The sequence below is a fragment of the Streptomyces sp. NPDC034099 genome (assembly GCF_055575415.1).
This window is the reverse complement of sequence record NZ_JBVISR010000022.1, coordinates 1-16828: the sequence shown is the minus strand read 5'-3', so window position 1 is coordinate 16828 and position 16828 is coordinate 1. Positions and strand designations below refer to the sequence as shown.

Below are 16828 nucleotides of genomic sequence, written 5' to 3'. Positions count from 1 at the left end.
GAGGGCACTCCGCTCCACCACACCCAGGCTGGCCGAATCGCCGTCCCGCTCACCCTGATGCGTGGCACGCAGCGAGTCGACGACCTGGCGCTCGTCCTCACGGCCGAGCAGATGGAAGCCTTCTACGAGGAGATCGGCGCGATCCTCTACCCGCGCCGTATCCCCGGCCCGGCCCCCGCGGCGGAGGCCGCGTCATGACCAGCCCGCGCCGTACCGCCGGCGACCGCCTCCGGCGTCTCGCCCTCGCCGACGCGGCTGCAGCCTTCGGACTTCCGGCAGCTCCGCCGCTGCACCATCTCCCCCTGCAGCGCAGTCGCCGCTCCCAGCTCTTCGCCTCCCTCGCCGAGCCGGAGACCGGGAGGCCGCACAGATGAGCCTCGCCGAGCAGATCGCCGCCTTCCTGGACGCCGTCCCCTCCCCCAGCTGGCCAGCCGTCCCGGGCAACAGCCTCAACGACTCGTGGTGGGACTTCGCCCCGCAGCCGTGGATCCCGGCGAACCGACACGCCCGGCTCTCCCAGCTCTGCCGCTCAACGCTCGACACGGCCATCACTGTCCCCAAGACGCCCTACAAGGTCTTGCTCTACGCCAACACGATGGCGGGGGACCCCTCCCGCGCCATCACGGCCGCAGAAACCTACGCGCGGGACCACGGATGGCACGTGGTCGGCCGCTTCGTCGACGTCACCACGAACGTACAGCCGTGGGAACGCACAGAGTGGCTCAAGATCCTCCGCATGCTTCGCGGAGGCTTCGCGCAAGGCGTGGTGACCGCCGACCGATCCGCGGTGTCGCCGGCTGATGAGCCGTACGAAGAAACCCTGCGCTGGCTCTCCGACCATTTCAGTTTCATCGCGCACGCTACGCACCGCCCTTGCACGTCGGCGGTAGCGCGATGACCTCTCCACCACCCCCCGAAGGAATCGACCCCGTGCCACCAGCCGCAACTGCCACAGAGCCCATCGCCATCCGGGAACCCGGTTCGGGCTGGCACCGACCCTCCTGGACGCAGCGCAACGAGGCTCTTGAACGCATTGCCGAACTGCTCCGCGCAGGACTTCCCGTCGACGAGGCTTTCGACGACGTCGCAACGGTGGTCGGGGACGGCTTCGCTCCCGACGAGGAGACGATTCCGGCGCTCATCGAACGGTTCCGCGGCAGTGCCACCTCTCCCGGGCATCTCACCGTCCTGGTCGACGCCGTCGAGAGGAAGCAGCCCGGTGACGACCCTGAGAAGCGAGAACGCCTCATCTACTGGGCGCGGCAGATCAGGGCGCAGCCGGTGCCCGGGGCGACGGGATCTCCGCTCGGCCATCTTCGCCGCTTGGCCTCGGCCGCAGAGGGCCTGCTGGAGATCCTGCTCCCCAACGATGAGGGGGAGGCACTCCCGTGTTTCTCGTGACGGGGGCGGCTGAGCCAGCCGTCACGCTCATGCCGCCGACCGAGGCCTACGACTTCGACTACTTTCGTGCCCGCGTCGACGCCGAGCTGCTGTCGCAGAGCATCGCCATCCGCGTGTTCCGCATACCTCTACTCGCCATGCCGACGGGCCGGACCAGGCGCGGCGGATGGTTCGGCGCTGACAACCTGGCCATCGCGCTCGCTGTCCGTGACGTCCTGGCGCCCTTCGGCGGGTTCCCCGACGTGCGCGTCACCTGGCGCAGCTCACCACAGAGTTCGTACGTCGTCGAATGGGGCGACCGCCCGCTGGCCACATGGCCGGACGAGCGCGAGCGCCTGGCCTTCTACGGCCTGGTCCCGGGCCACTCCTGTGCCCCCTCTTCGGCCGCCCTCGGCTGTTCCCCCGCAGCTCCGTAGGGCGGCCGAAGAGGGCCCCAACCGTCTCGCTCGCCCCGGAAGGAAAACCTTCATGTGTCGGCACAAACGCCCTGTCTCACCGCGAACGCGGCCGATCGTGATGCGGCCGCCATACTGGCCCGCCACGACGAACAGGGCTGGGCGCCCCTGTGCAACGGCATCGTCCGGTTCGACGACTCCGGCGAGGTTCTGCCCGACGGTCGTGCACTCCCTCCGCACCGGCCTGTCCCCGTGGGCGTGAGCGCATGAGCACCTCCGCCCCGGCCCGGTTCATATGGAACGGTATGACGGTCCCGTACATCGCACCCTGGACCGGTGAGATCCGCGAACAGCCCCGGCTTGAGCGCCGCCCCGCTCAACAGGAGCGGCGGCATCGCCTACGTCGACGAGCACCGGCTGCACGACCGCCATGCCGGAATCCTGTGGCTGCGGATGGGCGCCGTGCGAGGCGTCGGCACACCGATGCTCGCCGGGGTGAACTCGCCACGCCAACGGCAGGCCATGGATCGGCAGCTCTGCCAAGGCTGCGGAGCTACGACGTACGGCCACGCTGATGGAACGCACCTATACCTCCTCGCCGAACGGCAGGGCAGGCCCATCGCCGAGGGCGAGCAGACGGCTCCCCGCCGATTCACGAAACCTGTGCGGTGGAGGCCCTGCGGGAGTGCCCCCAGCTGCGCGAAGGTGCGGTCGCCGCCCGAGTGGAACGCCCCAAGCCGTGGGGCGTCGCCGGAATGTCGCACGATCCGGTGACCCTCGCGCCCCGCCCGTCCGCCCTCCGGGGAGGGCTGACCTTTCTGCCGTACACGTCTCCGAAGCTGCTGTGGACGGTGGCTCACCTGGACGTGGTCTCTCTGCGCGGCTGTGCGTCCGTGAACCTAGACGCTCTCCAGGCGCTCACGGCATAGACCGCCAGCGGCCCGGAGCCTCCCCCTACGCCCGCACCGCCGACCTCCCACCCGCCCCTTCCAAACCAGGAGAACGCCTTGTTTACAGCTTCGAAGATCTCGTGCGCCGTTCTCGTCGCCGCCGCGGTGGGGATCGCGATCGCACGAGTGGTCCAGGCCGAGCGGCACCAGCAGCGGACGCTGACCCTGCACGCTGCCGAGATGCATCAGGCGTGGCTGTCGGAGGTCGCATCGGACGAGACGCTGCGCTCCGCCTGGGCGCCGCCGGACGAAGAGCTGTCCTCCGAGGAGTACGCCCTGCTGGTGCACTGCAACCGGCAGGTCTCCTTGCTGGCGGCAAAGTTCCGCACCGGGCTGCTGGACCGGCACACCCTGCGCGTTCAGGCCCGATGGCTGATGGAACGCGAGCTGGGCCGCAGGTACTGGCGCGAGTTTGGCGCCTTTCGAGAGTCCGAGGCAAAGGACCGCCTCGACCGGGCATTCAACCGCGTCCTGGCCGACGAGTACATGGCTGTGGCTCCCGCGGACACGGTCGCCGCCTAAGACCCGTCGGCGGCCCGGCGCCCTCGCGGCCCGGACCGTCGGCGCTCCAACTTCTCGCCGCACCACCGTTCCCCGATCAGGAGGGTGTCTTGCTCACCGCACCGGCCTTTCCCAGCGTGGAAGGCGCGTACGTCGCCTTACTGCAGCTGGCCACGAAGGAACCCGAACACCGAATTGACGCGCGCGGCAACGCGGCCCGCGAAGTCCTCGGCGTCAGCTTCCGCCTACCCGAGCCCCGACAGCGCCTGCCGTACCTGGCACAACGCAAGACCAACCCGGTCTTCCAGTTCGCCGAAGCCCTCTGGTACCTCGCCGGGCGCCGTGACCTGGAAATGATCGGCTACTACGCACCGTCCATGCGCGCCAGCAGCGCAAACGGCACCCACCTCGGTGGATCCGCGTACGGCTACACCCTGTTCCATCCGGCCGACGGTGGCCAGTCCCCGTTCGAGCTCGTCAGTGAGCTGCTGCTGACCGAGCCGGACAGCAAGCGCGGCTACCTCCCGGTGTTCTCTGCGGGCGAGCTCGCCGACCGCGCCAACCCAGACGTCGCCTGCCTCGCCGGCCTCCACCTGCTGCCCCGCGACGGCCAACTGCACATGGTCTGCAACATGCGGGCGAACGACCTCGACTGTGGCCTGTTGTCCGACGTGTTCTCCTTCACGATGATCCAGGAGTACGCGGCCATCCAACTCGGCCTGCGACTGGGCGGCTACACGCACACGATCGGCTCCGCCCACGTCAACGACCACAACGCTGACCGAGTCCGCCGCGTGCTGGAGGAGGCCGCCGCCGGCCCCGCGGTCACCTTCGCGTTCCCGGCCATGCCCGCCGACACCACCGCGGCGACGCTCGAACACCTCCTGGTCCACGAAGAGGTGCTGCGCACCAACGAGCTGCGCTACAACGCCTCGCACATCCGGGACCGCCTCAACCTGCATCCGTACTGGCAGCAGGTCGTGATGCTGTTCGAGCTGTACCGGCAGATCCAGCACGACCAGACCGACGCCGTCGATGCGACGCTCCTGCACGCTCTGGAGCCGGGCCTGCGCTGGCTGATGGTCCGCAAGTGGCCGGCCTGCGCCGCGGCGGTCGACGGCGGTGCGCTGTGAGCGCGGGCAAGCCGATGAGCGGTGCCGTCGTGGACGGTGTCGACTTCGACCGGTGGGCCGTCATCCTGTGCAAGCCGGACGCCGTAACGCGTGGGCTGACCTCGCGCATCCTGGAGATGATCTCGTCAGCCGGGTTCACCGTCACCGACCGCATGGACGTCATCGCCGAGCCCTGGCAGGCACACGTCACCTACCGCGACATGCTCGCCGACACCGGGCGCAGCGACATGCGCGACCTGCCCGCGTACATCGACGCCGCCTACGTGGGCAAGCCCGTCACGCTAGCCCTGGCGCACGGTGAGCCCGGCATCCATCCCCGGCTGCGGCAGCTCATCGGCCACACCGACCCGTCCCGAGCCGTGCCCGGGACGATCCGCGGCGACCTGGGTGGCGACAGCCTGGCCGTCGCGCGCGGGGAGATGCGCCTCGTGCGGAACCTGGTGCACACCTCGGACGACCCGGAAGGGGCCCGCCGCGAGTACGGCACCTGGTACGGGCCGGGCCGCCGCCTGCAGATCAGCGATTTCGACCGCTGCTCGGTCGTCCTGTGCAAGCCAGACGCCGTGACGCGCGACCTGGTCGACGCGGTGCTGGACCGGATCGCCGCCGCCGGAGCCACGATCGCCAACCGCATCGACGTCACGGTGCAGCCCTGGCAGGCCCACGTGCACTACTGGGACCTGCTGGTGGATGCCGACTGGTTCCCCGACCGGGACTTCCCCGCTTGCCTGGACGACGCCTACGCGGGCAAGCAGGTCACCATCGCCCTCGCGCACGGTGAGCCAGGCATCCACGGTCGGCTGCGCCAGCTCCTCGGGCACTTCGACCCCACCCGCGCGGCCGTCGGCACCATCCGCGGCGACCTCGGCAACGACAGCCTGCAGGCGGCGCTCGACCAGAAGCGCCTCGTGCACAACCTGGTGCACACCTCCGACGACGCGGACGCAGCCCGCCGCGACTTCGGCACCTGGTACGGCGCCGGCCGCCGCGGGCTGCTCGCCGCCCCGTCGCCTGGCGTGCCCGTCCAGCCCGCGCCCACCCACCGTTGACCGCTTCTACCTCCGGAGGCCTCCGTGACTGCTCCGTCGATACCGCGCCGCCGCCCGCTGCCTCTGCTGAACGACGAGCAGATCAGCGGCCTCAATCCCGGCCTCGCCGACGTGATCGAGTACCGCAAGTCGGGCCTGTCGCTCAACCACATCGTCGGCTGCCCGCTGGACTGCGGCTACTGCGTCCGGCACCTGTTCGGCAACTTCGAGATGAAGACGCCGCGGGCGCTAATGAGCGACGAAGCCGCCGTCGCCCAGCTGCTCGGCCACCCCTACTTCCGGCCGAACAAGACGCCCATCCAGATCCTCAACCGGGCCACCGACCCCATGCTCCCGGTGGTCAAGCCTCACACGTTCGAGGTTCTGCGGCAGCTCGACGAGCAGGGGCTGACCAACCACGTCCTCGTCATCACCCGCTGGCGGGTGAACGCGGAGGACTGCACCGTCCTCAACTCCTTCAAGAACCTGCGCCTGACGGTCCTGGTCACCCACTCCGGCATCGACCATCCGGACATCGAGCCCGTCAACTCCACGTACGCGGCCGACAGTCTGCGCATGCTGCACGAGCACGCCGAGAACTACCGCACCATCCTGTACTGGCGTCCGATCGTGCCCGGCCTCAACGACTCCGACGAGCACATCGAGCGGACCCGCGAACTGTCCCTCCACGCGCACGCGACCGTCTTCACGGGCCTGTTCTTCCGCGACGAGATCAAGGCGTACTACGACGACCACGGCATGCCGATGCCGTACGAGGACACCGCCCGGCGCAAGATCATGCCGGAGCAGGCAGAGCAGCGGATCCTGGACGCCTTCGACCTGCACAAGGCGGCCGGCGGGACCGAGTGGGGAAGGCTGTTCCGCAAGACGAGCTGCGGCGTGGCCTACGCCTGGGGAGAGGCCGACTACAACGGCCACTACGGCGTCAGGGAGCTGTGCGACATCTGCCCGCCCGAACAGATCACCCTGTGCAAGAAGGCGTGGGTGAGGCCGCCCCTGAACGCCGTCGTTCATGAAGCGCGTGCCCTCGGGGCCGTTGGCGACATCGTGGTCAGCGACCGTGCCATCGTCGTGGAGGGACTGGACGAGCCGCCTCGCTACTACCTGCAGCACGGCTTCGGCTACCAGTGCCACGACCGGAGCAAACCCCACCACTACCGCCAACACGGCCGGGCCCCCATCGGCTGGGAGGCGGAGGACGGACCCACAACAGCATGAACTTCGCCACCTGGCCCGCGCTGCTCGTCGTCGACGTCGAAGGCAACGGCACCAACCCGCCCGACCTCGTCGAAGTCGCCGCGCTACCCATCCGGAGCGGGCGGCCCGACAAAGGCACCGCGGGCTGGTGGCTGACCCGTCCGCAACGTCCGGTCACCCCGTTCGCCACCCGCGTGCACGGCCTGACCGATACCGACCTGACCGACAAGCCCGCGTGGTCCGAAATCGCCGACCAGGTGCACTCGTTCCTGAGCGGCACGTGGATCTGCGCGCACAACGCCCACACCGACTACCGCGTCCTCAGCGCCCATCTGCCTGACTGGGAGCCCGCCGGCGTCCTGGACACCCTCCGCCTGGCCAAGGCGACCTTCCCCGACCTCGGCAAGTACAGCCTGGACAAGCTCATCGAGCACGTACAGCCCGACCTGCGTGAAGCGCCCGGCTCCCGGCACCGGGCCACCTTCGACGCCTTCGCCACGGCGCAGCTCCTGATCGCCATGGCCGCCCGCTACGACACCTGGGACCAGCTGGTCGCCACGGCCGTGCCGCCCGGCCTGCCCGGAGCCCTCGAACCAGAAAGGGACCCCACCCTGTGGTGACCCCCTCCAAGCCCCTGCGGATCGCGGTGCTCGGCACCCACTCCACGGGCAAGACGACACTCCTGAAGCGCGTAGAGATGGAGCTGCGCGGCCACGGCCTCACCGTCGCGCGCACCGGCCGGCTCGGCAAGCGTGCCGCCGCGGCCGGCCTGCCGAAGATGCAGTACCACACCGCCCAATCCACCGAGTGGATCATGGCGCAGGGCATCCTGGACGAGATCACCGCTGCCACGCAGGGCGCCGAAGTCGTCCTCATCGACCGCGCCGCTCTCGACGCCGTCGCCTACTTCGAGGCCGCGATGGCGTTCCGCGCCGAGACCCCGACCCGGCTCGAACGCGAACGCCTCCGCCTTCTCGCCTCCACCCAACTTCCCAAGTACGACCTGCTCTTCGCGACCGTGCTCGACGAGACTGTGCCCGTCGACACCAGCCACGACTACGACGCCGAGTTCCGGCGGCTCGTCGACGAACGGGCTCACCGCGTCCTCGCCAACGACGTCATCCCCCACCAGCGGGTCACCAGCGACCCCGACAGCCAGGCCCACGCTGTCGACATCGCCGTCCAGCTTTGCCTGAAGGAGGAGCCCGTATGACCCCCGCTCCGCCCGCCGGCCCCATCACCATCGCCGGGAAAGTCGTCTCCCGGCTCGGCTTCGGCACCATGCGCCTGACCAGCCCCGGCACGTGGGGCGACCCGGACGACCGCGACACCGCACTCAGCGTGCTGCGTCAGGCCGTGCACACTCACGGCATCAGCCACATCGACACCGCCGACGCCTACGGCCCCCACACCGTCGAACACCTCATCCGCGACGCGCTCTACCCGTACCCCGACCACGTGCTGATCGCCACGAAGGTCGGCATGGTCCGGCCCGCGCCCGGACAGTGGAAGCCGCTCGGCAACCCGTTCTACCTGCGGGCCTGTGTCGAAGCGAGCCTCCGCCGGCTGAAGGTGGAGCAGCTGGAGCTGTGCTACCTGCACCGCATCGATCCCGAAGTCTCCCGAGACGACCAGATCGCCGTACTGCACGCCCTGCAGGACGAGGGGAAGATCGGGCACATCGGTCTGTCGAATGTCACGCCCGAGGACATCCGGTACGTCCTCAAGTACCGACCCGTCGCCGCGGTGCAGAACGCGCTGAACACCACCTGCCGCGACGACCCAGCCGTGGAAGTGTGCCGTGACCTCAACATCCCCTACGTAGTCTACCGGCCGCTGGGCGCCGGGGCCCTGGCCCACGGGCCCGCCGCCGCGTTGCACTGGCTCCTCTCCCAGGGCTCGCACGTCGCGCCCATCCCCAGCATCAGCCAGCCCCGGCACCTGGACGAGATCGTGGCGGCCATGCAGGACGGCACGGCCTGATGCCCACCGCAGCAGTCACCGTGTCCGCTCCTCGCCATCGCGCTCCCTACGAGAACTATCGAACGCCAGTGATCGGTGTGTCCTTGCTGATCCCGGTCGGGGCCGACTGCATCACCGTCGCTGACCTCCGCGGCATGCTGATGCTCCCTATCGGCGCCGTGTACGACGGGCAGACAGCGGAGGAAGCCGGCTACCGAACGCTCACCGGCCCGGCCGGCAAGCTACGGCTCCTGCGACGCGTCACCATCGACTGCGTGCAGACGCGCCGCCGGAAGGTGATCACCCACGTCATAGCCTCCGCGCCCACGACCTGCGAGGCAGTGACAGGGCTGGTGTATCGCGACCCCCGAGCGACCATGCGCGTCATACCGACCCTGCAGTTCCTCGACCAGGCGCGGCCGTCAAGCAGGAAAAGGCTCCTCGTCAGCCTGCAGGCCCTGGCGACCGGAGGAACAGCCTCCATCGAGGACGGCATCGTCCACACCACGGTCCCACCGGCCCTCGCCGCGTAACGCTCCCAGGCGCGGCCAACCTCAGCAGGGGCGGCCGGGCCCAGGGGGCACGGATGGGCGGGGCTGCTCCAGGCCACCGGCCGGATCGCCTCCGACGCCGTACTCCCCCACCTCACCCGCGCACTGCCGGCACTGCACGCCCGCCTCGCCTCCGCCATGGCGCGGGCAGAGACGCCGACGTCCGAGGACGCCGGTCTGCTCACCGGCCATGCCAGCGTCCTCCTCTCCAAGCACACCCTCGACGTCTCCCGCCCCCTCGGCCTGGGGTGGGAGACGTGTCACCTCCTCAACTGAAAGTGAAACGACTGTGAGCCAGACCCCCACGGCTGACCAGCTCCGCAACCGGCTCGTCGACGCCATCCTCGGCGAACGCGCTGTGCCCTCCGACGTGGAGCGAGCCATGCGGACCGTGCCCCGGGACGTGTTCCTGCCGGGCATCGAGCTGGAGAACGCGTACACGGACCAGGCTGTGACCATCAAGGACAACCCCGGCAAGCCGCTCCCGCTGTCGTGCGCGTCGGTGCCGTCCGTCGTGGCGATGATGCTCGACCGACTCGGCGCCCGTCCCGGCGACAACGTCCTCGAGGTTGGGGCCGGCACTGGGTACAACGCCGCTCTCCTGGCGCAGCTCGTCGGCGGCGACAAGGTCACCACGGTCGACATCGACTCCGACGTCGCCCTGCACGCCCGGACGACCCTCAACACGGCCGGCTACGAGAGCGTCACGGTCATCGAGCGCAACGGCCTGCTCGGCGTCCACGAGAACGCGCCGTACGACCGGATCATCGCCACGGTGGGCGTCTGGGACATCCCGGCCACCTGGTGGGACCAGCTGGTGGACGGCGGGCGCCTCGTACTGCCGCTGCGCTGGCGCGGACAGACTCGATCGGTCGACCTGACCCTCCGCGGGGACGAGCTGGTCTCCGACGGCATGGAACTGTGCGGCTTCGTTCCGATCATCGGACAGAACGGCGAGAAGACGGCGTCCCTCAACGGCGCCGACACCATCCGCGTCCACTTCGACCAGGACCAGGCCGTCGGCACCAAGGCTCTTGCTGGCACCCTGGCGGCTGACGAACCGGTCGGACACTTCCTGTCCGCGCAGCGAATCGGCGGCGAGGAGTCCTTCGACGGAGTCTGGCTCCGCGCCACAGCCGGCGACGACCGCGTGTGCCGCCTCGAAGTCACCCCGGAGGCCGTGGAGCAGGTCCTGATCCCCAGGCCCGCCGCACCGGGCCGCAGCCCCGCCCTGGTCAAGGACGACTCGCTCGCCTACCTGACCGTGACTCGCGAAGGCATCAACCCCGAACGCCCGTTCCGGCTCGGTGCAGCCGCATACGGGCCGCGCGGCGAGGAACTCGCCTCCGATCTCATCGCCCACATCGACGCGTGGGGCGCCGCCCGCTGGGCGGTGCCCCAGATGACCGTCACCCCCTCCACGACCGCGGCCGCGCCCGGCCACATGATCACCAAGCCGGAAAGCCGGATCACCCTCACCTACTGAGCCCGTCCTCCCGACGTCGTCCCCACCTGCACGGGTGGGGACGACGCCCGAATGGGCCGTAATGCGGCCAAATCGCCACAGACACGGCGAGCGACGCCTTTCTCCCCAGCCGACGCGGGAGTGCTCCTTCTGCGCCGGAGTACCCGACGTCCGCGGGGAAAACTTGGCGCGGACCTCGTGCTTGCGGGCTTAGTGCGGAGCACCCCGCATCGGCGGAAAGGGCACGAAGTTCGTCACGAACGACTACACCGCGCTCGGAGCACCCCCGCGTCGGCGGAGAGCACGAGTAGCCCGCATTCGTCGTGGGCCTGGTCGTCGGAGCATCCCCGTGTCGGCGATCGGCCACGTTCTTGCGGTACGGAGCACTCCACATCGGCGACCAGGAGCTGGTGGGCCTGGCCGCCGTCGAAAGGCGGGCTCATGTGGCTGCGCGGGCAAGGCTGAGCAGGCCGGCGCCGTAAGACTTAGCCCGTCCGACGCCGACCAGTACGGCCTCGGCGAGGGCGTCAGGGTCGGTGACGGTGGCGGTTCCGTCGTAGCGCACCAGGTGATGTCGCACGGCGGCGGCGTTGTCGCCACGGCCATGCACGGCAGCGGCCGGGGTGGGCTGCGCTGTGGTCAGGTGCAGGCCGGCCTCGTGGGCTCGGCGTGCCCACCACCGGTCGGCATCCGGTCCGGTGAGGGCGATGCGTTTGCCGCGCTGGCCCTTGTTCTCCAGTGGCAGGCGTTCGGTTTTCACGGGGTTGACGACGATGCGGTAGCGGACGGCGAGGCCCTTTTGCAGGGCGTTGAACACCGGGGTGAGGTCTTTGACGTCGGTGTGGCCGTAGTTGTCGGGCAGGCGTGTGGGGTCGAGGGTGGCGGCTTGGACCAGGAGCGTGTTGAAGGTGTCGGCTACGTCGAGGCGGTACAGGAGCCCGGCCGCCTGTCGAGGGCTGTCGCCCAGGCCGTCGGGGACCAGTCGCATCAGGGTGCGGTGCATGTCGGTGGCGTTGCGTAGGTCGCGTTGGACGGCGCGGCTGTGGGGGTTGAGGCGGATGCGGGCGAGGGCCGCGCGGGGGCTCATGCGGCGGCCTCCTTGTTGGCGTGGTTGATCGATTTCGTGGACAGGGTGTGGTGCCGTCGGTAACCGGGTGCACGGAGTAGCGTTCCCGGGTGCGGTGTAGGTGACGTCGGCCGTGGTTGCGGCCGTGTAGGGCGGAGCAGAGGGGCATGTCGTACGCGGCGAGCGCGTCTGCTTCGCAGGCTGCCGTGAGTGGCGGCGTTTTGATTGTTGAGCTGGCCGCTCCCAGCAGTGTGGTGGTCGGCGAGGCGGCCGCCGGACCGGTCTACTCGGACGGTGACCTCCAAGGCTATGTAGGGGTTGAGAGTGCCTGGGTCCTGGCGGGTGAGGTCCTGCGTCGCGGCACGCAAGCCGAGCAGTGTGTGGCGCGTGGGGGCCGGGGCGGTGTCCCCGTCGGGGGTGAACGCCGGGTGTGCGCCCCGGGAGGGCATCGGGTCGGCCAGCCGGAGCGCGGGCATGTTCACGCCCGCGTCTTGGTGGAGCAGGCTGCGTCGATGAGGGTGCAGCAGGAGTAGTCGTACGCGGCTTCGAGCGTGTCGGGGAGCATCTGCATCATGCGGTGGCACCGTCGGATGCCGTACATATGGCCACTCGGTTCGGCGAGTCTCGCGGACTCTGGGCGCGAGCAGGGTCGGGCACAGAGTCACCGGGCGCTCCTCTCAGCCGTCTCGAAGTGGTTGTCGATGTAGCTCTGGAGCGTCTTCAGGTGGCGGGTGCCGAAGCCTTCGTAGGCGGCGTCCGGCAGGTGCACGGCGCGCCGGTACAGCGGCCGGGGCCGGTACTGGCGTGCCAGTGGTGCGAACGACACCGGCTCGTCGGTGACTTCGCCGCTGTGATGGTCTCCGTCGTCCCTATCCGGGGCATCAGAGTGCACGGGGAGCGTACCGAGCGGTCTGTCGCCGTAGAAGTCGATCGGCTGAGGGCCTCTGCGCGGCTTCTTGGCCGCCAAGGGCAGCTGGACCAGGTGGCGCAGCGGATCTTCGACGCTTCCCAGCAGGATCGGGCCTTCCGGCGGGCAGGACCGGCGGCCGAGGAAGAGGGGCCAGTGCGGGTCGCGCAGGGCAGCGGCGCATGTGTGCAGGAGCGCTTGGTCGTCAGAGGTCAGCGCGAGGGTGAAAGCGGCGTCGGCCAGGTACTGGCGTTTGGATACCAGGGTGCCTTTACCTTCGGGGCGGTGTTTGCCGTCGACGGTGATCACTGTTTCATCGGCGGGCCGTCCACCGCCGACGGTGTGGAAGTCGGACAGCACGATGCCGGGCCGGTCGACACGTACGGTCATCGACAGCTCTGTGAGGTCGTCCACGGGCGCCTGGCGCGCTCGTCCGAGTGCTGCGGCGAGCATGCCCACGATGCCGGACCGGGTGGGGAATCGGGCTGTGTCACGTCGCGTGTATTTGCTGTGGGTGCCCCAGGACTGGAGTGGGCCCGCCAGACGCAACAGCAGCCCTCGGGAGGGGCGGTCGGTCACTGCGGGGCCTCGGGGAGAGCGACGTCGACGGCGGCGGTGACGAGAGCGTCGAAGGAGGCGTGGCGCTCGCCGAGGTGCTCGAGTTTGTCGAACTGGAGGGAAGCGTGTGACGCATGCAGCACGCGGTCGGGGCCCAGGAGGGTGTTCGCGGCCTTGGCGTAGGCGTCGATGCCTTCTACAGAGCGCCCGACGAAGCCGCCGTGTCCGGCTGACCGTACGGGTTCTTCGAAGGCTGCGGCGAACGACAGCGGCCGGTCGGAGCGGACGGCCACGTGGACCAGGTGCGGGATGGTGTGCGGGGCGGTGGAGTTCTTCTTCGCCTGGGGCAGAGACTCGATGAAGGAGCGCAGGAACTGGCCGGCGAGTTCGCGGGCGGCGTCGAGTGCGATGTCGCTGTCGTCGCTCAGGTTCTTGATGAGTTCCTTGAGGTCGACGGTGGCGAAGCGGTAGAAGGTGCCGGTGCTGAATTCGGCCGTGCCCATGTGGCCGCTGCCTGTTTCGTCGCCTTTCGCAGCGGTGACATCGTCGACGGCTGCGAAATAGTCGAGTTCGACCTCGGTGGTGTGCGTGGTGAAGGCGTGTGCTACCTGGACGGCACCGTCGACGTTGGCCTGGTCGACCTCGGTGAGCATGCGGCCGAAGAGGTTGATGACCCCGTTCTTTTTGACGAGAATTTTGTCGATCTTTCCTTTCAGGACGCTTTCGGGCTTGCTTTTTCCTTTTCCGGTGAAGTCGGTCGTGAGCTCTTCCTTGTGGGCTTCGGCGATGTCGGCCAGTTCCTCGACAGCGTCGTCGGGAAGATAGACGAGCGCGTTGGTCAGGACCTTGTTCGTAATGGGCTGCCGGTCCTTTCCCTTGGCCACCTCCCACTTGATGCTGCTGCCCGCCGCAACGTGTGCACCCGCACGTTCGGCAAGCGCTTGCTCCCATCCACGCCCTCGCAGCACCTCGGTGACCCGCTCGCCGATACGGCGTGTGCGCAGCGCGTTGTGGCCGAGTGTGTCCTGGAAGTGCTCGCGGACGGCCCGTTTCCAGGACTGGCTGGAGATGCGGGTACGCAGGACGTCGCCGTAGAGCATGCTCTTCACCGAGTTGGTGTCGTCCCGGTTCAGGTTCGCGTAGGGAACTGGCTGGACGACGTGAATGTCGATGAAGCGTGGCTCGAGGGTCATCGGGGATCTCCTGTGGGTGAGAAAGGTCAGTCCTGGTCGGCGCCGGCCGTGATCCGGTAGAAGTCCTGCAGCCAGCGGCGGCTGATACGCCCCGACTGGTACTGCCAGTCGACGAGGTCTGCCAGCAGTTGTCCCCAGTCGATAACGACGTCGGTGGTGCGTACCTGATTCACCGCGGCAGGCAGGTGCAGGTGGATACCGCGCAGGCTCTGCCGCGTCAGGAGGTTGATGCGGCTTTCTGCGGCGCTCATCCGCATCGGCTTGCCCTTTGCGGTGACGGCTTTGCCCAGGGTGGCTCCGAAGGAGGTGCCATACGGGGTCGGCCCGGGCGGAGCAGCCAACTCGGCGGGTTCCCCCTCCTCGTTCGGAGCCCGGTTCTCTGCCGTTGCGTGTTCGTCTGCGGTGTCTTCGTCGTCTATCTGGTCGGGCGCGAAGGCGTGCCGGGGCTGGGCCGCGATCAGCGAGGCCACCGTGTAATGGGCCTGGGCTGTCGTGTCGTCGCACCCGTCCGGCAGCCGCGGTGTCAGCAGGCGGTGCATGGGGCGTGTGCGCGGGTGGTCCAGGTCACGGCGCAGGCCCGCGCGCAGCGCCGCACGGGCACCGGGGTCTGTGCGGCACAGACGTTCGATGTGCGTGGTGAATGCGGCATACGTGGCGCGATTGTTCTGCCGCTTGCTTACTTCGGGAGCGTGGAAGGTCACAGCTTGTCCTCGGGTCGGCGGGCGACGGTCACGACTTCTTGGCCGCTCTTTTCGTCACCGGTTGTTCCATCGCCTTGTGCGGGTCTTTCAGGGCGGCGAGGATGACGGCCTTCGCCCGGGTGACGGCTTTCGCGCCCCGCGGGGTGCGCGTCACGGAGTTGGTGACTGCCTCGTAGGCGTCGAGCGCGTGCCGGCCGAAAGCCCGGCAGGCGGCCTCGAAGTCGAATCCGGTGTCCATGGCGCCGCTGAAGCGTGTCAGCTTCCGGAACCGCGACCAGAACTCGTCCTCTGCCGACGGCCAGTAGCGGGCCGCGGCCGCATCCTGCCAGGCCCTGGGATCGTTCTTCTTGTCATCCGTGTACTTCAGCCAGGCTTCCTTCGTGGCCTGCTCCAACCGGTTCCCGAAGAGCTCGCCTAGTTCACGGAGCTGGCGTACGGGCCGCTCGGTGTGCGCCGCATCTTCTTCCACTCGGGACAGGAGCACCGGGGTGACGGAGTCGACGTACTGGTGGTTGGCTGCCTGGCTGGCGTCCTGCTCGAAGCCGAGCGCGCGGACCCGCAAGTACTCGCTGACGTCGAAGGCATGGTCCATAACCTTCGGCTGGACGGGGCTCGAGTCGTCGAGCTGCTTGAGCAGAAGGGCGTCGATGTCCCGCCACAGGGAGCGGGAGGAGCTGGCGGTCCGGGGGGACGTCTTCCCGTCCTTGGTGATGTCCCAGATCAGGTAGTCGTCTTCCGGCCGGATCCGCTCGGCGTCATAAGCCCAGGTGATGTACGCGTCGGCGGTGTGCGCGGCGTCTGGGGCGGGGACGAGACAGAGCGCGTGCTGTGAACAGGCGGTGAGCCGTGAGCAGGGGCCCTGCGGCTCGGGCATCGGCTTGAGCGGGTCCGGGAGGTCGTCGCGTTCCCACGGGCACAGGTCAGTGTGCCGGCTGACGTCGCTGTCCGGTGGTGTGAGGCCGGCCAGGAGCGTCAGGAGCAGGTTGTCGCACTGAGGGTGGTACGACAGTGCGGCCCGCAGGGGCGAGGCTTTCGCGTAGTGACTTTTCACCTGTCCGACCGCACGCCTGGAAAGGCCGCCGGGGTCTCCCCAGTAATGCCAGGTGAGCAGCGATAATGCCGTCTGCGAGAGATCGGGAGGCACGGGACTGTCGTGGCTCCAGTGCTCGAACCAGGAGTGGTTGTTGCCCGCTGCCCGGCTCATGACCAGCTTGTGGACGCCGGCCGTGTTATTCCGGTCGCACTGGTCCGGGAGACGGGGGTCCTGCAGCCACGGACGATCGCTGTCGAACAGGTCGAAGCGGTGCCTCCACTGACCGAAGTAGCCGTCGATGCCGGCTTTGCGGCCGTCAGGCAGGTCGATGCTCTGCTCGACAAGCCCCTGTTCGAGGATTCGTTCGCGCCGGTCGCCCCAGCTTCCGGGTCCTGCCTCGTCCAGAGCGGTGATCCGGGCGGTCAGCGCATACAGCAAGCGCAGCAGCGCCGAGTGAGCCGGAGCTTCCGCAACCAGCAGAGTGCGGATCTGCCGGGCGTGTACGAACAGGTCCCTGAGCCCCACTACGGGCGGGCCCGATCGCCCCTCCGCCCATGCGACCGGGATCCATGGCTGGTCGACCAGATTGGACGCAGACGTGGTCACGCGCCCCTCCCCCCATCGTTGCGCGTCACCGAATACTAAAAGGACACCCGGGGAGAGTGTGGGGGGTTAACTGGCTCTAACAAAAGCTGCTGATCATGAGGCTGTTGGCCTCTCTGCTCGTATGTCTGGGTATGGGAAACCGTCAGTCGCGGCCGTGGAT

At 68.8% G+C, this 16828-nt stretch carries 21 protein-coding genes; 16 read left to right on the top strand and 5 right to left on the bottom strand.

Annotated features, from left to right (window positions below):
* The first annotated feature begins 57 nt into the window (after positions 1 to 57).
* The 16 genes from ACZ56V_RS37150 to fxlM all read left to right on the top strand — a co-directional run bounded on the left by ACZ56V_RS37150 (position 58) and on the right by fxlM (position 10625).
* Complete coding sequence (locus tag ACZ56V_RS37150; RefSeq protein ID WP_468948043.1) at positions 58 to 198, top strand: hypothetical protein; 141 nt, start codon at positions 58 to 60, stop codon at positions 196 to 198.
* Positions 195 to 374: a hypothetical protein gene (locus ACZ56V_RS37145; protein ID WP_468948042.1), complete on the top strand. Its 180-nt coding sequence runs from the start codon at positions 195 to 197 to the stop codon at positions 372 to 374. Before ACZ56V_RS37150 ends, ACZ56V_RS37145 begins: the two co-directional genes overlap by 4 nt.
* Complete coding sequence (locus ACZ56V_RS37140; RefSeq protein WP_468948040.1) at positions 371 to 898, top strand: hypothetical protein; 528 nt, start codon at positions 371 to 373, stop codon at positions 896 to 898. Before ACZ56V_RS37145 ends, ACZ56V_RS37140 begins: the two co-directional genes overlap by 4 nt.
* Positions 899 to 930: 32 nt before the next feature.
* On the top strand, positions 931 to 1401 hold the full coding sequence (locus ACZ56V_RS37135) for a DUF6415 family natural product biosynthesis protein (RefSeq protein ID WP_468948038.1): 471 nt from the start codon (positions 931 to 933) through the stop codon (positions 1399 to 1401).
* The gene (locus ACZ56V_RS37130) at positions 1389 to 1817 is read left to right on the top strand and encodes a DUF6302 family protein (protein WP_468948036.1); all 429 of its coding nucleotides are present in this window, start codon (positions 1389 to 1391) and stop codon (positions 1815 to 1817) included. Before ACZ56V_RS37135 ends, ACZ56V_RS37130 begins: the two co-directional genes overlap by 13 nt.
* Before the next feature lie 54 nt (positions 1818 to 1871).
* Positions 1872 to 2066: a DUF5999 family protein gene (locus ACZ56V_RS37125; RefSeq protein ID WP_468948035.1), complete on the top strand. Its 195-nt coding sequence runs from the start codon at positions 1872 to 1874 to the stop codon at positions 2064 to 2066.
* A 737-nt stretch (positions 2067 to 2803) separates the two neighbouring features.
* Positions 2804 to 3268: a DUF6082 family protein gene (locus ACZ56V_RS37120; RefSeq protein WP_468948033.1), complete on the top strand. Its 465-nt coding sequence runs from the start codon at positions 2804 to 2806 to the stop codon at positions 3266 to 3268.
* Positions 3269 to 3357: 89 nt separating this feature from the next.
* Positions 3358 to 4380: a thymidylate synthase gene (locus ACZ56V_RS37115; protein ID WP_468948031.1), complete on the top strand. Its 1023-nt coding sequence runs from the start codon at positions 3358 to 3360 to the stop codon at positions 4378 to 4380.
* Complete coding sequence (locus ACZ56V_RS37110) at positions 4377 to 5429, top strand: nucleoside-diphosphate kinase (protein WP_468948029.1); 1053 nt, start codon at positions 4377 to 4379, stop codon at positions 5427 to 5429. Before ACZ56V_RS37115 ends, ACZ56V_RS37110 begins: the two co-directional genes overlap by 4 nt.
* Before the next feature lie 24 nt (positions 5430 to 5453).
* Positions 5454 to 6647, top strand: coding sequence for a radical SAM protein (locus ACZ56V_RS37105; RefSeq protein WP_468948027.1), 1194 nt, complete (start codon positions 5454 to 5456; stop codon positions 6645 to 6647).
* On the top strand, positions 6644 to 7246 hold the full coding sequence (locus tag ACZ56V_RS37100) for a 3'-5' exonuclease (RefSeq protein ID WP_468948025.1): 603 nt from the start codon (positions 6644 to 6646) through the stop codon (positions 7244 to 7246). Before ACZ56V_RS37105 ends, ACZ56V_RS37100 begins: the two co-directional genes overlap by 4 nt.
* A complete protein-coding gene (locus tag ACZ56V_RS37095; protein ID WP_468948024.1) occupies positions 7243 to 7839 on the top strand; it encodes an AAA family ATPase in 597 nt (198 codons plus the stop codon). The genes ACZ56V_RS37100 and ACZ56V_RS37095 overlap by 4 nt, the downstream gene beginning before the upstream one ends.
* A complete protein-coding gene (locus ACZ56V_RS37090; RefSeq protein ID WP_468948022.1) occupies positions 7836 to 8609 on the top strand; it encodes an aldo/keto reductase in 774 nt (257 codons plus the stop codon). Before ACZ56V_RS37095 ends, ACZ56V_RS37090 begins: the two co-directional genes overlap by 4 nt.
* Positions 8609 to 9121 carry a hypothetical protein gene (locus tag ACZ56V_RS37085; RefSeq protein WP_468948020.1) on the top strand — a complete coding sequence of 171 codons (513 nt, stop codon included), beginning with the start codon at positions 8609 to 8611 and terminating at the stop codon, positions 9119 to 9121. Before ACZ56V_RS37090 ends, ACZ56V_RS37085 begins: the two co-directional genes overlap by 1 nt.
* Positions 9122 to 9277: 156 nt before the next feature.
* Positions 9278 to 9415, top strand: coding sequence for a hypothetical protein (locus ACZ56V_RS37080; protein WP_468948018.1), 138 nt, complete (start codon positions 9278 to 9280; stop codon positions 9413 to 9415).
* Positions 9416 to 9428: 13 nt separating this feature from the next.
* Positions 9429 to 10625, top strand: a complete 1197-nt coding sequence (gene fxlM, locus ACZ56V_RS37075; RefSeq protein ID WP_468948016.1) for a methyltransferase, FxLD system — start codon at positions 9429 to 9431, stop codon at positions 10623 to 10625.
* 418 nt (positions 10626 to 11043) lie between these two features.
* On the opposite strand, the gene cas6e is transcribed toward fxlM, so the two are convergent.
* From cas6e to casA, 5 genes are all read right to left on the bottom strand, one after another.
* Entirely contained in the window at positions 11044 to 11691 is a 648-nt protein-coding gene (gene cas6e / locus ACZ56V_RS37070; RefSeq protein WP_468948015.1) for a type I-E CRISPR-associated protein Cas6/Cse3/CasE, read from the bottom strand.
* A gap of 640 nt (positions 11692 to 12331) precedes the next feature.
* On the bottom strand, positions 12332 to 13156 hold the full coding sequence (gene cas5e, locus ACZ56V_RS37065; protein WP_468948013.1) for a type I-E CRISPR-associated protein Cas5/CasD: 825 nt from the start codon (positions 13154 to 13156) through the stop codon (positions 12332 to 12334).
* Positions 13153 to 14328 (bottom strand): type I-E CRISPR-associated protein Cas7/Cse4/CasC, encoded by a 1176-nt coding sequence (gene cas7e, locus ACZ56V_RS37060; RefSeq protein WP_468948012.1) that lies wholly within the window; start codon positions 14326 to 14328, stop codon positions 13153 to 13155. Before cas7e ends, cas5e begins: the two co-directional genes overlap by 4 nt.
* Before the next feature lie 26 nt (positions 14329 to 14354).
* Positions 14355 to 15029 carry a type I-E CRISPR-associated protein Cse2/CasB gene (gene casB, locus ACZ56V_RS37055; protein ID WP_468948010.1) on the bottom strand — a complete coding sequence of 225 codons (675 nt, stop codon included), beginning with the start codon at positions 15027 to 15029 and terminating at the stop codon, positions 14355 to 14357.
* Positions 15030 to 15057: 28 nt separating this feature from the next.
* Positions 15058 to 16668: a type I-E CRISPR-associated protein Cse1/CasA gene (gene casA, locus ACZ56V_RS37050; RefSeq protein ID WP_468948008.1), complete on the bottom strand. Its 1611-nt coding sequence runs from the start codon at positions 16666 to 16668 to the stop codon at positions 15058 to 15060.
* Positions 16669 to 16828: the final 160 nt, after the last annotated feature.